Annotated in this window: 19 protein-coding genes and 1 pseudogene; 2 read left to right on the top strand and 18 right to left on the bottom strand. The window is 42.6% G+C overall.

Annotation, left to right across the window (positions count from 1 at the left end; genetic code table 11):
• Positions 1–445 precede the first annotated feature (445 nt).
• The 4 genes from tlp to T344_RS0103155 form a co-directional block, all read right to left on the bottom strand.
• A complete protein-coding gene (gene tlp / locus T344_RS0103170) occupies positions 446–667 on the bottom strand; it encodes a small acid-soluble spore protein Tlp (protein ID WP_004626134.1) in 222 nt (73 codons plus the stop codon).
• A gap of 19 nt (positions 668–686) precedes the next feature.
• Positions 687–950, bottom strand: a complete 264-nt coding sequence (locus tag T344_RS27475) for a hypothetical protein (protein WP_027627509.1) — start codon at positions 948–950, stop codon at positions 687–689.
• A gap of 174 nt (positions 951–1,124) precedes the next feature.
• Positions 1,125–1,796 (bottom strand): DUF6320 domain-containing protein, encoded by a 672-nt coding sequence (locus T344_RS0103160; RefSeq protein WP_027627508.1) that lies wholly within the window; start codon positions 1,794–1,796, stop codon positions 1,125–1,127.
• Complete coding sequence (locus T344_RS0103155) at positions 1,789–3,063, bottom strand: alcohol acetyltransferase (RefSeq protein WP_027627507.1); 1,275 nt, start codon at positions 3,061–3,063, stop codon at positions 1,789–1,791. Before T344_RS0103155 ends, T344_RS0103160 begins: the two co-directional genes overlap by 8 nt.
• A 171-nt stretch (positions 3,064–3,234) precedes the next feature.
• Between T344_RS0103155 and T344_RS27470 the strand changes: the two are divergent.
• Positions 3,235–3,570: pseudogene (locus tag T344_RS27470) on the top strand (winged helix-turn-helix domain-containing protein); the annotation flags it as partial.
• Here the strand turns inward: T344_RS27470 and T344_RS0103145 are convergent.
• The 13 genes from T344_RS0103145 to T344_RS0103085 all read right to left on the bottom strand — a co-directional run bounded on the left by T344_RS0103145 (position 3,552) and on the right by T344_RS0103085 (position 15,710).
• A complete protein-coding gene (locus T344_RS0103145; protein WP_027627506.1) occupies positions 3,552–4,733 on the bottom strand; it encodes an ArsA family ATPase in 1,182 nt (393 codons plus the stop codon). The pseudogene T344_RS27470 and the gene T344_RS0103145 overlap by 19 nt on opposite strands.
• 68 nt (positions 4,734–4,801) lie before the next feature.
• Entirely contained in the window at positions 4,802–5,062 is a 261-nt protein-coding gene (locus T344_RS0103140; RefSeq protein WP_027627505.1) for a hypothetical protein, read from the bottom strand.
• A gap of 38 nt (positions 5,063–5,100) precedes the next feature.
• Positions 5,101–6,267 carry an ArsA family ATPase gene (locus T344_RS0103135; protein ID WP_027627504.1) on the bottom strand — a complete coding sequence of 389 codons (1,167 nt, stop codon included), beginning with the start codon at positions 6,265–6,267 and terminating at the stop codon, positions 5,101–5,103.
• 134 nt (positions 6,268–6,401) lie between these two features.
• Entirely contained in the window at positions 6,402–6,905 is a 504-nt protein-coding gene (locus T344_RS0103130) for a MarR family winged helix-turn-helix transcriptional regulator (protein ID WP_027627503.1), read from the bottom strand.
• A gap of 114 nt (positions 6,906–7,019) precedes the next feature.
• The gene (locus tag T344_RS0103125; protein WP_034860563.1) at positions 7,020–8,012 is read right to left on the bottom strand and encodes an ABC transporter ATP-binding protein; all 993 of its coding nucleotides are present in this window, start codon (positions 8,010–8,012) and stop codon (positions 7,020–7,022) included.
• Positions 8,013–8,018: 6 nt separating this feature from the next.
• Complete coding sequence (locus tag T344_RS0103120; RefSeq protein ID WP_027627501.1) at positions 8,019–8,804, bottom strand: ABC transporter permease; 786 nt, start codon at positions 8,802–8,804, stop codon at positions 8,019–8,021.
• On the bottom strand, positions 8,801–9,619 hold the full coding sequence (locus T344_RS0103115; RefSeq protein WP_027627500.1) for an ABC transporter permease: 819 nt from the start codon (positions 9,617–9,619) through the stop codon (positions 8,801–8,803). The genes T344_RS0103120 and T344_RS0103115 overlap by 4 nt, the downstream gene beginning before the upstream one ends.
• A gap of 185 nt (positions 9,620–9,804) precedes the next feature.
• The gene (locus tag T344_RS0103110; RefSeq protein ID WP_051571548.1) at positions 9,805–10,959 is read right to left on the bottom strand and encodes a serine hydrolase domain-containing protein; all 1,155 of its coding nucleotides are present in this window, start codon (positions 10,957–10,959) and stop codon (positions 9,805–9,807) included.
• A 90-nt stretch (positions 10,960–11,049) separates the two neighbouring features.
• The gene (locus T344_RS0103105; protein ID WP_027627498.1) at positions 11,050–11,526 is read right to left on the bottom strand and encodes a QueT transporter family protein; all 477 of its coding nucleotides are present in this window, start codon (positions 11,524–11,526) and stop codon (positions 11,050–11,052) included.
• A complete protein-coding gene (locus T344_RS0103100) occupies positions 11,523–12,302 on the bottom strand; it encodes an acyl-CoA dehydratase activase (RefSeq protein ID WP_027627497.1) in 780 nt (259 codons plus the stop codon). Before T344_RS0103100 ends, T344_RS0103105 begins: the two co-directional genes overlap by 4 nt.
• Entirely contained in the window at positions 12,299–13,300 is a 1,002-nt protein-coding gene (locus tag T344_RS0103095; RefSeq protein WP_027627496.1) for a 2-hydroxyacyl-CoA dehydratase family protein, read from the bottom strand. Before T344_RS0103095 ends, T344_RS0103100 begins: the two co-directional genes overlap by 4 nt.
• A 485-nt stretch (positions 13,301–13,785) precedes the next feature.
• Positions 13,786–14,646: a class I SAM-dependent methyltransferase gene (locus T344_RS0103090; RefSeq protein WP_027627495.1), complete on the bottom strand. Its 861-nt coding sequence runs from the start codon at positions 14,644–14,646 to the stop codon at positions 13,786–13,788.
• A 167-nt stretch (positions 14,647–14,813) separates the two neighbouring features.
• Positions 14,814–15,710: an AraC family transcriptional regulator gene (locus T344_RS0103085; RefSeq protein WP_034860561.1), complete on the bottom strand. Its 897-nt coding sequence runs from the start codon at positions 15,708–15,710 to the stop codon at positions 14,814–14,816.
• 172 nt (positions 15,711–15,882) lie between these two features.
• Here T344_RS0103085 and T344_RS0103080 point away from each other — a divergent pair, with 172 nt between their 5' ends.
• Complete coding sequence (locus T344_RS0103080; protein ID WP_027627493.1) at positions 15,883–17,415, top strand: glycosyltransferase family 39 protein; 1,533 nt, start codon at positions 15,883–15,885, stop codon at positions 17,413–17,415.
• Between the two features lie 50 nt (positions 17,416–17,465).
• Here the strand turns inward: T344_RS0103080 and T344_RS0103075 are convergent, their stop codons facing one another.
• Complete coding sequence (locus T344_RS0103075) at positions 17,466–18,368, bottom strand: SMP-30/gluconolactonase/LRE family protein (RefSeq protein WP_027627492.1); 903 nt, start codon at positions 18,366–18,368, stop codon at positions 17,466–17,468.
• Positions 18,369–18,408 lie beyond the last annotated feature (40 nt).

Below are 18,408 nucleotides of genomic sequence, written 5' to 3'. Positions count from 1 at the left end.
ATTACTTGCTTTTTTCATAGGACCATCCATAATTTCAAAAAAATAACAGTAAGTAATAATCATTCTTTTTATCATTCGGGCATTTTGAAAAAGTTGCCTGTTAGTGAGATTAAAAAAGCGAGTAATTAGTCTAAATTTCTCAACATTCAGTTTATTATTATTATTGTTCATTTTTACATATTCTGCCGTCTATAAAATTATAATTTAAATTTATGGAATAATCAACCATATTATTCCATAAATTTCTATTAATTTACACTTTTTTCGACCCTTATGTAAACAAAAAAATAATTTTCAAATTAATAATAAATGTGATATAGATTTGGTACTATCTCTACCAAATTTCTGTTAAAACAGAGAAACAGCGTAGCCTTGCGGCCACACTGTTCCATGTTAACAATACTTCCTGATTAAAACCCCGGCTTTTGCCGGGGGTTAATCATTTTTATCTTGATTTTTTATGAGCTTCATCTTTTATTTCTTCACGCATTCCCTGAAGAGCGTCCCTTCTTCTGTCATTCTTTTCTTCAAGCTCACTTTTCTGGGTCGGGTCATCCACTTTTGACATCATATCTTCAGCAGCTTCCATATTTCTGATGGTATGATTGATATTGAATTGTATCCTGTCTGCGTTGTTACTTCTGTTATCCGGTTTAGGCTTGTTCATCCGTTATCTCTCCTTTGTCCTAGTTTTCGTGAACTTTTATTTCAGCTGCTCCCGATTGCTCCATTATCGACTTTACTTCCTGTGCCTTATGCCTGGCAGCTTTTACATAGACTACAATGCCGGCGTCATCATGCAAATCGCTCAGGTCATTGACACTTTCCACAAATGCTTCCAATTGGCCGGGATCGTCCTGGTCGGTCTTTACCACACTGCTTGCCCGGTTGTCTTCCACATCATTCCGCATGCTTTGGAATTTTTCTTCATCCATGGCGCTGATTATCATGTCTCTCCTTTGGATACCGCTGTTTTTGAGAGAGTCAACCAGACCGCCAACCTTGCCAGGGTCAAGGAACCTGCCAATTATATGAATAACAATCCCTCCCTTGAACTACTAAAATCTTTTCATTCTTTTATATTTTGTCCGAAAAATAATTTAGTAGTCAGGAAAAAATTTTAATCAAATATGAAATCTTCGAGTCATCTCTTTTTTAAATTTTTTATTGGCGAAAACCAGCATGCCTATGGTCGTCAGAAAAGAATACAGTGCTGAAACCGCACTTGCCCATATTTCATCCGCCACACCGGTAAGGTATAGAAAAACAGGCAAAAAGCCTAAAAAGATCATGGCGATAATGTATCCAACATACTCGTTCCATAACATTTTCCGCTTTATGACAATCACCGTTATCAGAAATGTACCTGCTATCAGCAAAAATGGTATCACTATATTTACCGACCACCTGTAAAATCCCGAAAGCAGGTCTATGAAGAACAGAAAGCAGGATGTTCCCATGACCTGTAAAAGTATTTTTGTTCCTGCACGCATTTTCGAAAAAATGGTGTTGTTGATGAGAAGCTGCAGGTACAATACCGGAAAGATTACAAACAGCGACCAGGGATTTCCTATCCCTGAAAGTATGTTTATAAGTATACAAATACTCATTACCGCAATTGATATAAAGAAAAATACTTTACCTGCAAAATTCAATTGCGGAACTGTTTCAGTTTTACCGTAGGATGGGTACCACACATTTTTAGCCCCTTCGCCGGCTTCCCCGATATTTCTGCTGCAAAGAGGGCATCTTTTTTCCTCCTCAATAAAAACACCGCAGTGCTTACACTTATTCATACACTTTACCCCAATTATTTGAATAAACTTTTATTTCAAGTCCGCTTTCCCGTGAAAGAAAGCTGAAAAAACATCTGATAATATCGGCTTCCAGAATGGTTCTTGAAAATGTCACTGTCAGACTGTCGTTAACGGTACAGACCCCGCAGTTGACAGGGCTTTTAAATGTGGGATATATGATGACTTCCCCGTGGTCCACAAATTTGCACATGGAGCCGGGCAATTTTATGCTTCCGATATTTGAGAGAGTGATGGTTTTGGAATTTTCGCCAAAGTTCTCAAAACCGTACCGCATGGCCATATTTTTTATAAATACCGGAATAAATCTGGCTACCAGCAGTTTTTCCAGCTTTACGTTACTCACCATCACACTGTATAGATTATCTTTTTGCAGTTTATTCCTCAATTGTGAGGACACCTTTTCCAATATAGTCTCAAAACACAGCTCCTCAGAGGGCTCAACCCCCACATTGACCACCGTGAAAAAATTCCTGAGCGTCCTGGAAGGAAAAATCCTTCTCAGATTGACAGGTATTGTCACTCTTATGGGCTCTTTGTAGATGCCGAACTGCATGCTTCCGGTATAAATTGAATATATCAGCGCCGAAGTCAAATACTCCGTTATGGTTGAACCCTTCTGTTTTGCAATTGAATTAAGCAGGGATGAGGACATAACCCCGTGGATAACATTATTGCCGAAGGGCTCCAGCGGTGTCCCTTTAATATGAAAGGCCTTTGTCTCTGTGACCCGTCTGGCAGGCATGCTTTGATAATATTTATCAAAGCTGTCCTCCATTTCGTATTTATTGGGCAATTCATCCGGGTCCAGAATCAAACCTTCATTCTCAATTTCCTTACCTGCAAGGCATAAATACTGATAAACAAGTGTTTTCAGAAATTCCACCGCCCCGGTACCGTCGGTCAGGGAATGGAATACCTCCAACGCTATACGGCAATTATAATATAAAACCCTCAGAAGGAAGCCGTTGTTCTCATCGGCTTTTAAGGGACAGCAGGGGTATTGCTCCTCCCGTTGAACCAGCAGCTTTTGATTATTCTGATTCAGATAATCCCAGAAAACACCTTTCTGCAGTTTGACCGACAGGGTGGGAAAACGCACCAGAACAGTATCCAGAGCTTTCTGAAGCAGCTCCTTCTCAACAGGCTCACTCATAATCATTGAGATTCTGAAAATCGAGGTGTTGGATTCTTTAGATACCGATCTAAATATTTTTCCGGCATTATCTATTTTAAACCACCTATCCATATTTTTCTCCAGTATAATTTTTTAAAATTCCCCTTTATTATCATAGTATTATACTGTTTGAAGAGGTGTTCTGTCTGAATACTTTTTTCTTGTGCTCCCTGCTGTTCCCCGATTCATCCTGGAGGCACCGCCGGCTGCCTATGTGACCAGGAAAAGTCCTATTGAACTGACAGATATGAAAGGCTAAAGGGGAATAATACCTCCTCCGAAATCCTCTCCCACGGCGGGCTGGAAATAAACACTGCCTCACATAGAGTGTTTGTCAACGGAAAGGAGATACAGCTGACCTCCAAGGAATATACGACGCTTGTGTTCCTTGCCACCAACCCCAACATTGTTTTCACAAAAGAACATATATTTGAGAGGGTATGGGGCGATGACATATATGGTGACACGGCCACAGTTCCGGTGCATATCCAGAAAATCCGCAAAAAGATTGAAAAGGATCCTGCAAATCCTGAGTTTATTGGGACTCTATGGGGAACCGGCTACAGGTTTAAGGCCTGACGCTGGGCAAAGTGAAGGTTGAGCCTGCCGTCCTCATATTTTGCACCGGTTATTTCCAGCGGCTGAAGCTTTGCCGGCAGTACCAGACATCTCCTTTCATTCTTGATTGAGATGGTTATTTCATCACCCTTTTGTGAAAGCTTCAACTCCTTTTTATCCACAAAAGGCATATTGATTGCAAGGATGTAACCATTGTGATCTTTCTCAACCGAGAATATTTTTTCATTGAAAAGAACCTTTTGGGGATCTGTTTTCCTGTACAGCTGCTGCGCTATGGTATTCAAGATGTCAAGCCTTCTCAATTCACAGTTGAGCAGTTCCAGCTTGAAAACGGGAATTCCTTTAAAACTGTCGGAAATATCCCTGATACTGTCCTTCTGAATTTGAGCCCACTTCTCGAAATAGCCGCACAGGGAAGCCTCTGAGAATATTCTGTTTATGATTATACAGTCAACATTGTAATCAAAAAGATGAAGGTAGGAAAAGCTCCTCTTTGCCTCCTTGACTACTATCTTCTCAGGAGTAGTAACTATTCTTATGCTCACCGCCTCTTTATTCATCATCAATTGATGCAGTTGATCAATTTTGTCATATAATCTTTCAATCTCATCGAAGGTTTCTTCAGACGGCATGGGTACTTTAACGGTTGCCTGTATAATGGGCCCTGCTATTTTTGCCCCCTTCCGCTTAATGGGGAAAAGCTTTTCCATCCACCATTTGAACAGATCCGGAAATTTGAGCAGGGACATGGTTTCCCCTGTCGGTGCACAGTCAACTATCAATACGTCGTATATGCCCTCGTCATGGATATCCTTTATCTTCAACAGGGACATCAGCTCATCAAATCCGGGAAACACCAGTAATTCTTCGCTTTCAACAGTTCTTTCCGACTTGAGCATCATAAGCTTTTCCAAATATCCTTTTACTTTTCCCCAGGACTTTTCATTTTCCAGTACCGAGTCAATTTCCATGGCATATAGATTCCTGCTTATTTCAGCAGGTTCATTTGACAGCCTGACGTCGAAGGAATCACTCAAGCTGTGTGCCAGGTCAGTACTGACTACAAGCACCTTTTTTCCATCGGCGGCTATTTTGCAGGCAGTTGCAGCCGCGATGCTGGTTTTGCCCACTCCGCCTTTTCCTGTATATAATATTATTCTCATAATGCTTGCTCCTTTTCAATAATTTTTAACTTTATGCACCAGATTAATCCATTGCGCCGGTTAACTGATCAGTTAAAGTCGACGTCAACCCGCTTTACAGCTTTCTTATCCTCAGTTTTCCCGGTATTATCCTGATCCGGCCGGCTTACGTTCTCCTGCCGTGAAAAATTTTCCGAAATAATTTCCATAGCAATATCCTTCAATAAATTGCCTGCATCCCTTTCGAGGGTCTCAATCCCATGTTTCATACCCTCGGGCAGTATTTCCTTTATAGCCTGGTATCTGAGGATTTCAGCCTTTATCAGCTTTTTTGCAAATTCTTTATTCATAATAGTACCTCCGCCTTTCCGCACAAAACCTAAATAAATCACTCAAAATATATACTCAGAGTTCCGGCATCCAGCTTGGCCGATGCCATCTGATATTTTCTTACGCTATTTGGAATTGGAATATTTCTTTTAAAGTTTCCAATTTTGATTATTATATCTGTGCCTGATTCAAAGAGATCAAATGCACCCTTCCCGGCCAGCGGCACATACACGTCCAGCCGGTATCCCCTGTCAGTCTTATTAAAAGTTTCATTTACAGTGGTTTTCAGCACCTTGAATAGATTCCGGTCGTCAAGAGCATCGGCTGCCACCCTTTCCAGGCCTTTAATTCCGTTAATATCCTCTTCATACCATTTGATCCTATAAACGGGTATGTTTGCAAATACAGCTTCAATTTCTTCAAGGTAATTGGACTGAATCTGCTTCCATTGGTCAAAAAAGCTGTTGTCGACATCCTCGGGAATTATTCTGTTGATATAAAGACCATCCACATTAAAATTGTACAGGTTCAAATACATATAGTTTCTTTTGGTTTCTTCCACAACCATTTTCTCAGGAATGGTGACAAGTCTGATACTGCATGTATCCCGGTCCTTTAACAGCGTTTGAAGGGTTCCCAGCTTGACATACAGCTTCTCTATGTCATTCATTGCCCTGTCATCGGGCATTTCAATTTTGAATGCCGCCCTGGAAATGGGCCTTAGAACTTTTAACGCCACCTTTCCGATGGGAAAGAGCTTTTCCATATACCAGGAAAGCAGTTCGGGAAACTTCAGCAGGGACAGCGTTTCCCCTGTGGGAGCACAATCCACGATGATCAGGTCGTATGTGCCGGAATCAAACAATTCTTTTATCTTCAGCAATGAGAAAAGCTCCTCTATTCCCGGAAAAACAACTATATCGTCAAAGATCTCACTATCGGCCCGGTTTTCAAACGTCAGCATATTCTTGAAGGCTTTGGATATTGTCCCGTAATATCTCTCCATCTCATAATTTGAATCAATTTCAAGGCCGTCCAGATTCCCAAGGATTTCAACCGGCTCCTCCTTCAGCTCCTTCATGAACAGATCACTCAGATTGTGAGTCATATCGGTGCTCACTATCAGGGTCTTTTTCCCCTCCCCGGCCGCTTTTACGGCATGTGCGGCAGCAGTGCTGGTTTTGCCCACTCCGCCTTTTCCTGTAAAAATAATTATTCTTCCCATAACAGCCTCCATTTCCAATGCAACATTTATTATTTCGGTCACACCAGTTTTATTTAACTTCCCTTCGAGAATAGTTCTTTTATCGAAGTATTTTTGTAAAAAAATTTGCCTTATTCTTAACTATTACTTAATTATTACTCAATATTAATCCTTTTAACTCTTTTAACTGTACCATTATCTTCACCCTGCCCCGGTTTTCCCTTTTTCAGTATACTGATCACCTTGCCTATAATATTGATTCCTGCTGCCCTTTCTTCCTCTGTCAGTGCTTTATAAATCTCACCGAAATAATAGGCGGCAAGCTTTTTCTCTTCGTCAATAAAAGCCTGGGCCGCAGGTGTCAGCACAATGTTTACCACCCTGCGGTCTTCATTTCCTCTGATTCTTTCAACCATATTCTTTTTTTCAAGCCTGCCCACCACTCCGGTTGCCGTATTCAGGGGTGCACAAATATACTCGGAGAGCTCGGTCATATTGGCCGTCTTCTTTTTATACAGGTAAAGAAGCACCAATATCTCGTTCTTGGAATAATCTAAAAAAACCGCATTCCACTGTTCCGGAAAAAACAAAAACTTAAATTGGTCTATATAATCGAATATTATTGTCTCAATATCAAAACTCTGACTGCTGATTATCACACACCCCTTAAAATAGTTCTTTGCTCGAAGTATATTTTTATTCTATACCCGAAGTATTGAATTGTCAAATATTTTTCGTAAATATTTTTTGGAGGGTCTTTTGTCACCATCTCATTAAACCGCACTGACTCCATGCCCCTCATATATACGGGTAATTATTTTTTCCATGGGCAGCTCCTTTATTGATATATCGGAGAATTCACACATGTTGGTCAGATTTCTTATAAAAGTATTGATGGAGCTGTTGGCCAGATTGACTTCAAGGATATATTCATAATCCGATTTCTTTTCAGCCACCTCGGTACCCTCAATTTTTATATCCGTCCTGGGGCTTGTCAGCATCAAGTGAATAATTTTCTTTGAGCCCAGTACAAGCTGCAGGTTTTGAAGCTTGTCATCGAAAACCTTCTGTCCGTGATTGATAATCACGACCTTCCGGGCCAGCTGCTCCACATCCTCCAAATCATGAGTGGTAAGTATGAAGGTGGTGCCCTGGGCATTCATTTCCTTTATAAAGGTTCTGATCCGCTGCTTTGCAATCACGTCAAGGCCTATGGTGGGCTCGTCCAGAAATACCACTTCAGGTTTGTGCAGCATGGCCATTATGAACTCACACTTCATCCTCTCACCCAGGGAGAGCACCCTTGTGGGCTTTGATACTATGTCCTCCACTTCAAATAACCCTGTAAGCTTATCAAGAGTATATTTAAAATCCCTGTCTGATATGGAGTAAATAGCCTTGTTCATGTTAAAGCTGTCCATGGGGGGAATATCCCATATGAGCTGGGATTTCTGTCCGAACACCGCTCCGATATTATGTACATAGGCCGCTCTCTCCTTATGAGGAGTATAGCCCATCACATTAATGGTACCACCGGTTGGAAACAGTGTTCCGGTCAGCATCTTGATGGTAGTGGATTTACCCGCACCGTTAGGCCCCAAAATCCCGGCGATCTCACCCTCCTCAACAGTAAAGGAGATATCCTTTACCGCCTCAATAATGACCTTCTCCCTTTTGAAAAAGCTTTTAAAAGTTTCGGAGAATTTGCTGCCGCGCCTGTAAGTCTCATAAGTCTTATTCAGATTTTCAACCGTAATAATGTCCATAAATCCTTAACCTCCAACTCCCTCATACAGACGGATCATATATTTATACAGGAATATGCCTGAAAGTGCAAATAATACGCAGGGAATTACCGCCGCAAACATCGGCATGCTTGCCTTTCCCAGCAGGGCTGCTGCCGGAAAGCATCCCACCATGGCCACGGGGATGACGAATGCGGCAAAGGCGGCAGCCGACTTGTTAAGTATACTTTGGGGATACTTCCCAAAAGATTTGATACTCTCAAATATCTCGGGTATCCTTGAATTGCCCACCCATTTAAAAGAGGTTGCAGCCATGATAAATGAAATTCCCATCATTACCAGAAGTCCTGCAAGAAACAGAGCAAGGAACTGAAGCCACATCAATAATGAAATGGCGCCTGCATTTCCAGCTGCAATGGCAAACATTATGCAGCCCCCGGCAATAAGGCCAATGCTGTCGGGTTCAAAGGTAGACGCCACCAGGTAAAACAGGCAATCCACTGGCTTGATCAAAACTATTTCCAGGCTCCCCTCTATTATGTGGCGCATGGTAACCCACAGGATTCCGTTGAACAATGCACCGGAGATTCCGGCAGACAGTGTAAACACAGCCTGTATGAGCAGCACCTCATAGAAGGACCAGCCCGGAAAACCGGCTCCCGACCCGTAAATGAGAATAGTGACCAGTGGAAAAAGTACATTGCTTACCAGCATAATAATGGCGTTTAATACAAAATTAAACCTGTACGTGGCGGCAGTGGCAAATGAAACCTTTATACACTCCCTGTAGATACCCGGGTAATTTGATTTCATGCGCCCACCCCCGTAAACCTTTTCATTGAAGCTCTATACACCGCTTCACTTGCCAGTGCCGCCAGCAGAACCGCCGCTGCCTGAATCCCGACTATCTCAGGTATTCCCATTTTTATGCCGGCCAGTGAATATTTACCGGTAAACACCATGGTCGGAACATAGGAAACGTATTGAAACGGCAGGAAAAAAAGCAGTTTCTGCAAATATACCGGAAAGAAAACCAGAGGGATAAGACCTCCCGAAAATATACCCAGGAGCAGCTGATATACCCTCCGTATACTTGTGGATTGCACAAGCCAGAAGGCAGTCAAGCCGATAATGTAATTCAGATAAAAGTTCATCAGGAAGGCGAGCACTATTGAAAGAACTGTCCACCCCGGGCTTGCGGGTATCATATTAACCTTAAATATAAATACGAAAATAAAGAGGCAGGGCAGAAATTCAAAAAGTAAGCCCAGAATACGGTGTCCTATTTTTTGCGACAGTGCAAAAAACCTGTGATGTACCGGCCTTAGTGCAAAAGTCAGGAACTTTCCGGTCCGGACCAGCATTTGCAGATTCCAGTCGGCAAAATCCATGGTGAGATATCCGATTAATGCCGTAACGCCAAAATAGGTCAGAATTTGAGAAAGCTCCATGCCATTTAAGACAGAATTTCCCGAATACACTGCCTTCCATATAAAGTACTGCACCATGAAATAAACCGGACCTACAAAGATGGAGACCATTGAGTGGGTGCGATAAGCACTCCACTCCTTGTAAGTTACCATTGATACGGCTTTTACCACCTGTATCTTATTTTTTATGTAATTCATTATCTCAACCCCGACCATATAATGGCAGATACATTGTTTATTGCATGTGCGTACCAGCTGTCACCCGCAAAGATTGCAAACCAGACTGCCACAAGCTTTTCCGCAGGATCAATGGTTAAACAGCAGGTTCCATAGCCCTCATGGAAAAAGACTCCATGAAATCACTGGCTCCACTGCTTCACCGTCTATTCCAGTCCCGACCACATAACGGCGGCTGCGTTATACAACGCATGGGCGCGCCAGACATTGTTGACAAAAGGAACAAACCATGCCGCCACCAGCTTTTCTGCCGGATCTATCAATATACAGCAGCCTCCGGCACCTTCATGAAAAAATGTACCTTTTGTATACAGAGATGCAAGATTATGCCGCATATCAGGTCCCAGTCCATACTCTCTTGATACTCCTCCCGCATTCCAGCAGTAATCCTTTACGTCAGGAGTTGTATGCAGGGCTGTCATTTTCTCAACCGCTTTTCTGCCCAATATTCTTTTACCGTCATATGTACCTTTATTCAGCAGCATGGTACCGAATTTGCACAGATCAAGGGCGGTTGAATGCAGTCCGCCTCCCGTAGACGGGATTTTGGACCAGCTGTCCTTGGCTTTTGTTTTGCCGGCAAGAATGGAATCAATTTCCTTTTCCATTTGCGGATTTCTTACAGCATGCCGCACGGCAGTTTCGGCAGTGAGGTCAAAGAAGGTATCCTCCATCCCGCATGGCCTGACTATATTTTCCATAATATAATCATTTGCAAAGGTTCCGCTTACACGGGATATGACTTCACCCAGAATAGCAAACCCGAAGCTGCAGTAAGCCCATTCCTCCCCCGGCTGTTTCCTCATTCCTGAAGCCAATGCGGCCTCTATCCAGTTAGTCCCCTTCATTTGCCGGACAAATTCCCAGGGGGATTTGAAATATTTATTGTCAAAACAGCCGGGATCAGGCATCATACCCGAGGTATGTGTGAGTAAATGGGCAAGGTTGATCTTGTTAAAAGGCGGAGCTTTGAACTCCTCGATGAATTCTCCCACGCATTGGTCAAGGCGCAGCCTACCATCCTCCACAAGTTTAAAGATGGCAGAAGCACAGAACAATTTTGTAACAGATGCTATGTTTTGTATGGTATCGGGCTGAACAGGCCTCTCATCCTCTTCCTTATACGACAGTTTCCCCATTGCAGTATTTGCGAAGATCTTTCCGTCTCTTGAAAGGCAGTAATTTGCCGACTGAAGCTCATTGGCTTCCAGCATTTTTGCAAAATGCCGGTTCAAAACCTCCAGTCTTTCACTGTCATAACCCACTTCCGACGGTAAATAAGGTGTTTTAAAACTTATCACAGCCATCCCCCTTGTATAAATTGACATTTTACTTTTTGATAGCTAATTTTACCATAATATTACTGGCAGGGACAAGTTAAAAAACTACTATTAACCGATTTTACCCTTTATATGTTTCTGTACCACCTGAACAATAAAAACCCCTGCGGCAGCAGGAATTATTTGTCCTATGCATAAACCCGGTGCCAGCACGGAATATGGGATATTTAAAAGTTTTGAGAGCCATATGGGTACCAGCAGGCCCGGGCCCAAAACCAAAGGTATTGTAATCAGCCACATATTCCAGTTAAATTTGCGTACCAGATAAACCGCCCCCGAAGTTATTATTCCTGCTAAAGCTCCTCCTAGCATATCCAGCGGTCCAAGCCCTCCCATTACGGTATTGCTGAGGAAGTTGGCCAGGCCCAGAGGTACTATGAGGAATGGATATACGTAGCTCAATGAATACAGGGAAGTGGCTATTCTTATCTGATACTGCCCAAAGGCAAAGCCCTGTGATACAAACATTATTACAACGTACAAAGCAATAATGACTGCTGAAATGGTTATTTTTTTTACTGTTTTCATAAAGTCCCTCCTCTTGTCGGAATGAATTCCGCATACGCACAGCAGCCTATGGCTCCGTTGAACTGGGGTTCGGCCATGTGAACAATACTGTCAAAATCCTCCTCAAGATATTTTTGCAGGGCTTTGTTTCCTGCAACTCCCCCGGATAAGACCAGCTTTTCCCCTTTAAATCTTGTCAGCATGGGGCTGAGTTTTTTATACAAGGAATAATTTACACCTGCACAAAGCTCCTCAATTCCGATGCCCTCTGCTATCTTTCCTATCAGTTCCGATTCGGAAAATACCGAACAGGTGGAGTTAAGCGGCACAGGGGCTTCAAAATGCCGTGACATTTCCTCAAGGGGCACTTCCAGTACGGCCGCCATATTTTCGAGATACCTCCCGCAGGAAGCCGCACATTTTTCATTCAGCTCCAAATCGGTAACAAGACCCTTTTCAACCCTCACCACCTTTACGTCCTGCCCTCCGATATCCAGTAAAATAAAGTCCCTTAGCTTTGTTTGATACATTGCCCCATATGCATGGGCCTTTATTTCAGTTATTGGCTTGAAGCTGCACAAGTCGGTGTTGTTTCTGCCATAACCGGTGGATACGGCTTTATCCGGCTTGCCGAAGCCGATACGTTCCACGTCGGCCAGCAGCCTGCCATCTTTATTTATACAAAAGCTCTTATAAAAAGTCATGGTGCTGATTTTTCTCTTTTCAACCAGCGTACCGCTATCCATATAAGCGATCTTCACCTCTCTGCTGCCCATATCAATGCCCAATACTTTCACGCCGGCACCCCCTTGAGATCCGAAAGCATATCCAAAAATGCCTCCAATCTGAGTTTCGTTCTGGAATCAAGCCGGTTGGACTTATCTCCCTCAATTGTCAGAACAGGTACTTCAAGTTCCCGTTTGATTACAATATCCTCTATGGCCCTGTGACAGAATGCCTGGGTGTAATGTATCAGCCCGTCAAGCTTCCTGAGCTTTATCTGCTTTTTTATCTCCAGAAGCCTGAAATCCAGATTATAGGGATATGTGTAGTCATAATACTGCAGGTAGATACTCTCTGCTTCCATCGCCCTTGGAAATGCGAATTCACGCTGAACCTCATTGTATACTATTCTGGCGTCATAGTCTTCCACATACCGGTATAGATCACCGGTCATGGGGGGCACACCTATATATCCCAGACGGAGCGCCTGGGTATGCGGGGTTCTCCTATCTATTTCAGATATTTTTTTCTTCAGCTCTTCAAGGCATTGTACCGCATCTCCATTGAAATCACTCAGCGAAACCTGGTATAAATGATTTTCCAAACCTGTAGCTTTGTTATCAATATAGGTAAGTTCATCCATTGTCCTGGCATACTGCCGAAGTTCGGCTAAATCCTCTCTCACTGCTTCTGCCTGTGGAAGTGCTACTCCGAACCTGTCCATAAATTTATTTATTTCGGCAGTGACACTTTCCGGCGTGTGTTCGGAGGGGTAGGAAAAATCATATGTCTTAATTCCCCTGCCCCTCAATACCTCCATTAATGCCCTGGTATTGGAGCAGTCCCCCTCCAGCACCCCGACAAGCTCATCTATCCCACAGCGCAGGCAGGCTCCGTAAATCCCTTTTATCCATGCGCAGGAGCTCTTTGGAAAACCATCCCTTTCAGCTCTCTCTACGTCCTGCGCGTAAGTTTCGGATGATATGAAAACATTGTTCAGATCAATAACCCTGTAGCCCGCCGCAAGCAGCACCTCAACCGGCACGGTTGTGGTTATTCCGATATTTTTCATTGGTTCCCCCTCACAAGTAAAAATATAAAACAACAAAATTAAAAATTATATTTTTTGTACGTTTCCAGATAATAAAAAAAGGGCATAAGCCCCCTGTAAACAAAAATAAGCCGTCCTCCGACAGCCGGTCCGTAGTTTTGTTTATAGACAGGATGGTTACGAACTGTCTTATTAAGTTAAGCTGGAATGATTGTATCACGTAATAACTCTCAAAGTCAACAGAGCGTAACGGCCCTTTATAAAAAAAATTTTATGTTTAGAGTTTATTTAAAGAGGTATATATTAAATACAATCATTGATGGTTGATAAAATAAAGTAATTACCGGAAGGAGATGGGTCCGCCAGAAATTTAATATGAGGTTCGGATCAAAGGTAGTAGAAAGTATGAGGTTAATTGGAAAGCATGAGTAGAAATTGTTTCGCGAAACCGGTATAACGGTCGGATTATTAGTTGCATATCCGGCCGTTATTACTGTTTTCCGGCATTATATCCGCTCAGAATTACCAATGTTCCGATTTGCAGGCCTATCCGCTGCCATACCAGATATATCAGCTACTGCATGGATTATCCGGCTCCTGTTCCTTGTGGAAGGTAAAATATTCATTATTCTCAGGAACAAACTCTGCCGCTTTTTATTAAAATCACCTATACTCCAATTTTCAACAAGCCTGATTCCAGAGTGAAGGCCTGTTATTTCCTCAGCCCTGTCAATTCCCCAAACAAATGGAGAAGTGATTGCCTTACCTACAAAATAGCTGTGAATTACATCAAAGTATAAATCTGCGCCGGGAAAACAGTCACAAATATATTCAAAAACACCTTTTACCTGTTCCTCACTCAAATACATCAAAAGCCCTTCAGCCAGTATCAGCACCCGGTCTGTCCTTGTCGCACCTGTTTTTTCAGCCCAGCGCAGGTCTGCAACAGACTCGGGAATAAATCTGATTCTTTCATTTTCTGTAAAAAACATTCTCCTGAGCCTGATAACATCGGGAAGATCCACCTCATACCACCGCAGCCTTCCATTGTCGAATCGGCTGGATCTGGTGTCCAGGCCCACTCCCAGGTTGATAACAACCCCTTCGGGATTTGATTTTATAAATTCGGTTACGGCTTTGTCAAACAGCTGAGTACGTGTAAGTATTCCCACACCGGCTATACTGCCGCCGTCAAATCTTTTTGGATGGGTTCCGATACTCCTGGCTATTTCAAAGGCCTTTTGGTCTTTGACTATCGGTGCCTTGCTGACAAACTCCTCTGCTTTGACAAACAGAGGTATAAACAGGGTCTCTTCAGGTGACCCTTTCTCAAAACAGTAGTAATAATCCTTATCTGCGTTTACCATTTTAACCTCCATGAGCCGCAATAGCGGCCATAAAATAGTCAGGATTTAGTTCACTAAATTCCCTGCCACAGATAAAATTATTACAAAATATCTTTATCAGGTAATCTCTGATCTTGCTTTTTAATATACAATTCTTGCTATTAGTGAATAATGGACTGGATTTTTGATCAACAAGGGTATATGGGTATCATAAGTTCTATGAAAATATGGCCGTTTTCATGGTTTTTATGATACCGTTCAATACAGGGTCTATCCTCTGGAAAATAACCGTTCTGCGGCATCCAGCAGCCATATATGTAATCGATAGCCTTAAAGAAGGATTTGCTGAAATCCGGTTCCTCGGCATCGAAGTCACAGGCCGCATATCTCCCCGCAGAGCTTATTATTCTTATGCCGATATTTCCATCGGGTTCAGCCTCCCTGCTGATTGTAATACATGTATCATGTCTGCATTCCGTGAGAGGGACAATTTCCGGGTTGTCCAGGGTTATTCCCAGGACATGGGTATCAGGGCTTATCAGTTCTCTGGCGGCAGCCCAGGTATAAAGTTTTCTGAAAGAGTCCTCAATTTTTTCACTCTTATGTTCCTCAGAAAGTCCTGTATTACGGATATACGCGACAGTGTAATCCTCCAGCCTGCATATGTTGATATCATATTCAAAAAAATCTTTTCCAACCGATGAAAAAAGTTCTTTCCCAAAGTCGGCATAATGCCAGGACAGACCGTTTTTTAACCGCCTTGTCTCTAAAAACTCCGAAGGGGTAATTTTAAAAAAACTTTTAAAGGATCTTGAGAAATCAGATTGTCCGGAGAACCCAAACTCATATGCGATTTGTGAAATTTTAACTTCAGGAAAATGATAGATTCTGTTTGCTGCAGCAATTATTCTGCGTTTTTTCACGTAGACGGCAAGGGTTTCTCCCGTTATGGAGCGAAACAGCCTGTGAAAGTGATAGGCGGAAAAACAGGCAACTTTGGATAGAGTCTCCAGATTCAGCTCGGAGCCCAGATTATTTTCAATATAATCTATTACCCTGTTTATTCGTATGTAATATTCCTTCAAAGTTTGATTCCTGTTTGATAATATTTCGGTTTTCATGTAAATATTTTAACATTCAAAAAATATAAAATAAAGTAATTAATTTACACGAATTTTTAAAATCTGCTCGGGCACATTATGTAAAGTGAAATAAATGATGGCAAGAAATTATCCGGTTATCGTTGGAGGTATTACTTTGCATAATTTTGTACTCAAACTGAAAACGCTGGCTTATACCGTGCTTGCAATATTTTTTTCATTGATATGGGTGCTGGCCCTTCTGCTTCACGGGTGGGCCTCGCCGTTTCCGAGGCTTTCACCTCAAAAGCCCCTGTTGCTTGCAGGCCTTGCATTCCTTGTTTTTGTTTTTTTCATGCTTGTCAACAGAGCTTCCCATGCCCTGTCAAAAATAAACGGGAAAAAGTTTGTATTCCGGATTCTTTTATTATATACCTTTTTACAAATTTCATTTGTACTGTTCTTCCCGGTCAATGCCTATGAAGATGCCAGAATAGTCAACAATATAGCCCTGCAGTTTCTGGAGGGCGACTTTAATGCCCTGGGAATAGGAAAATATCTGGGGTATTACCCCAATAATATAGGTATTACAATTTTCATTGCCTTTATATATATGATTCTTCCCAAAAGCTATATCACTCTCCGGATCATCAATACCCTGTGCAATACCATAACGGCCTGGCTGATATACAGCCTGTACAGGGAGCTTTACCCTGAAAAGCGTGAAAAGGCCTGCGGCATACTCATTCTCGCCGTAACCTTCCTTCCGCCGGTAATATTGAATAATTTCACCTACGGAGATATATTGTGCAATACCTTTTGCCTGGCCGCCATGCTAAACGCCATCCGCTTTAAAAAATACGGCTCGGGCAGATATGCCGCCTGCACCGCAATATTTCTCATGTCGGCAAATTTTATGAGAAGTGTTGCTTTTTTGTTTTTGGCTGCAATCATATTTTACTGGTTAATGAACTTTAAGACCAAAATCGCCCTTACCCTGAAAAACATGGCATATGGCATTCTTACACTCCTTATATTTACGCTTCCAATGAAAGTTTTCAGTTTTGCAGCTCTAAAAGCCGGAATAATCCCCGAGCCGGTGGGAGTGCATGCCAACCCGGTCTGGCGCTGGATAAACATGGGTTTTCCCGGAAAGAAGCTGGGCTACTGGGACGGGGGCAGAAACATAGGTATTTTTGTCAACCGGTTCAAATGCAACAAGCACGATGCCTCAATCTATTTCATCAATGAGCTCCTGGACAAATACAGAATAACCGGAATGAAAGAAGTTTTAAAAGCCTACACTAAAAAAACTTTTTGGCTTTGGACCGAAGGGACATACAGTGTTAACTATTATGGGCTGTCACAAGCCGTGGACAGCAGCCGGTTCATGCTGTACAGCACTCCGCTCTTAAAACTTGTGGAGCCCTGGGACAGAGCCGCAAGACTTTCCCTGGACTGGATGCTTCATTCCTATAACTGGCTGTTAATAGGACTTACCTGTTTGTATTTATTTGATGCTGCCAGAAAAAAAGACTTCAGGCTGGAACTCTTTGTATATGTAATATATCTTTATATAGGCTTTTACATGTTTTGGGAGGTCAAATCCAGGTATATCTTCGGTGTATACCCCATTCTTCTCATAATGGGCTATTATTACTCCGGGCGGCTTTATTCCTTATTTTCAGGTAAAATCAGAAAAATAACATAAGATGTGTCAGCAAATCAAAAATAAATCAATTCAGGAAAAACAGCTTGCCTTTAAAAATCGGCAAGCCATTCTTCTCTTCCGGCAACTCCTGGCAGCAGTCTGTATACAGGTCCGCCTGCAAAAGCGCCGTCACTCCGGTATCCGGTCACCACATTTTCCGCATTTTCGGCAGCAGAAGTGATATAAAGCTCCTCAAGCCCCTTTCCTCCGAACATGACACTTGAAGGCTGTCTGGCAGGCACCGCCAGCTCTGAAACTACATTTCCGGCAGGATCGATTCTCCTGACGCAGCCGCCGCCCCAGAAGGCCGCCCATATATTATCCTGTGAGTCGAGTGTTATACCATCGGGCGAACCCATTCCGTCAGTTCCCTGGAAATAAACCTGCGGATCACTGATTTCACCGGTTTTATAATCGTAACGGTATCTGGTTATCCTGTGTACGTTGCTGTCGGTATGAAAAAAGTACTTTTTATCCAGCGAAAAAGTCATACCGTTGGTGCAATAAAGCTCCTTTAATACCACTTCGGGTTTTTTCCCCTTTTCAAGACGGTACAGGGTTCCGTGCTTAAAATCAGGTCTCAACAGAGTTCCTGCAAAAATACGTCCCTGGGGATCGACTGTTATGTCATTGAACATTTCATTTTTCTGTAAAGGTATCTCAAACAAAATTTCAGGCTCCTGCTCCGGAATCCCTTCCGGGCTCAAATTCAAGAGGAATACTCCCCTGTCGGTACACAGGACCATATTGCCCGTCCGGGTAAAGGCAAAACCGCCCACTTGATATCCTCCGTTCCAGAAAACCGTGCTTTCGCTCTTTTCCGGGTCATAGGCCCATATCTTCCTGTTATAAATATCGGTCCAGAAAAGCTTTTGCAGCCGGGCATTCCATATGGGGCCCTCCCCCAGATGGCATATTCCCCTGTGAACTATTTCAACACTTTGATTACACATAATCCGCCTCGATTGTAATATTTATTTTTAATGCTTTTAG

The organism is Ruminiclostridium cellobioparum DSM 1351 = ATCC 15832 (assembly GCF_000621505.1).
GTDB lineage: Bacteria > Bacillota > Clostridia > Acetivibrionales > DSM-1351 > Ruminiclostridium > Ruminiclostridium cellobioparum.
The sequence above is the reverse complement of the archived record's forward strand: the minus strand, read 5'-3'. Positions and strand labels throughout refer to the sequence as shown.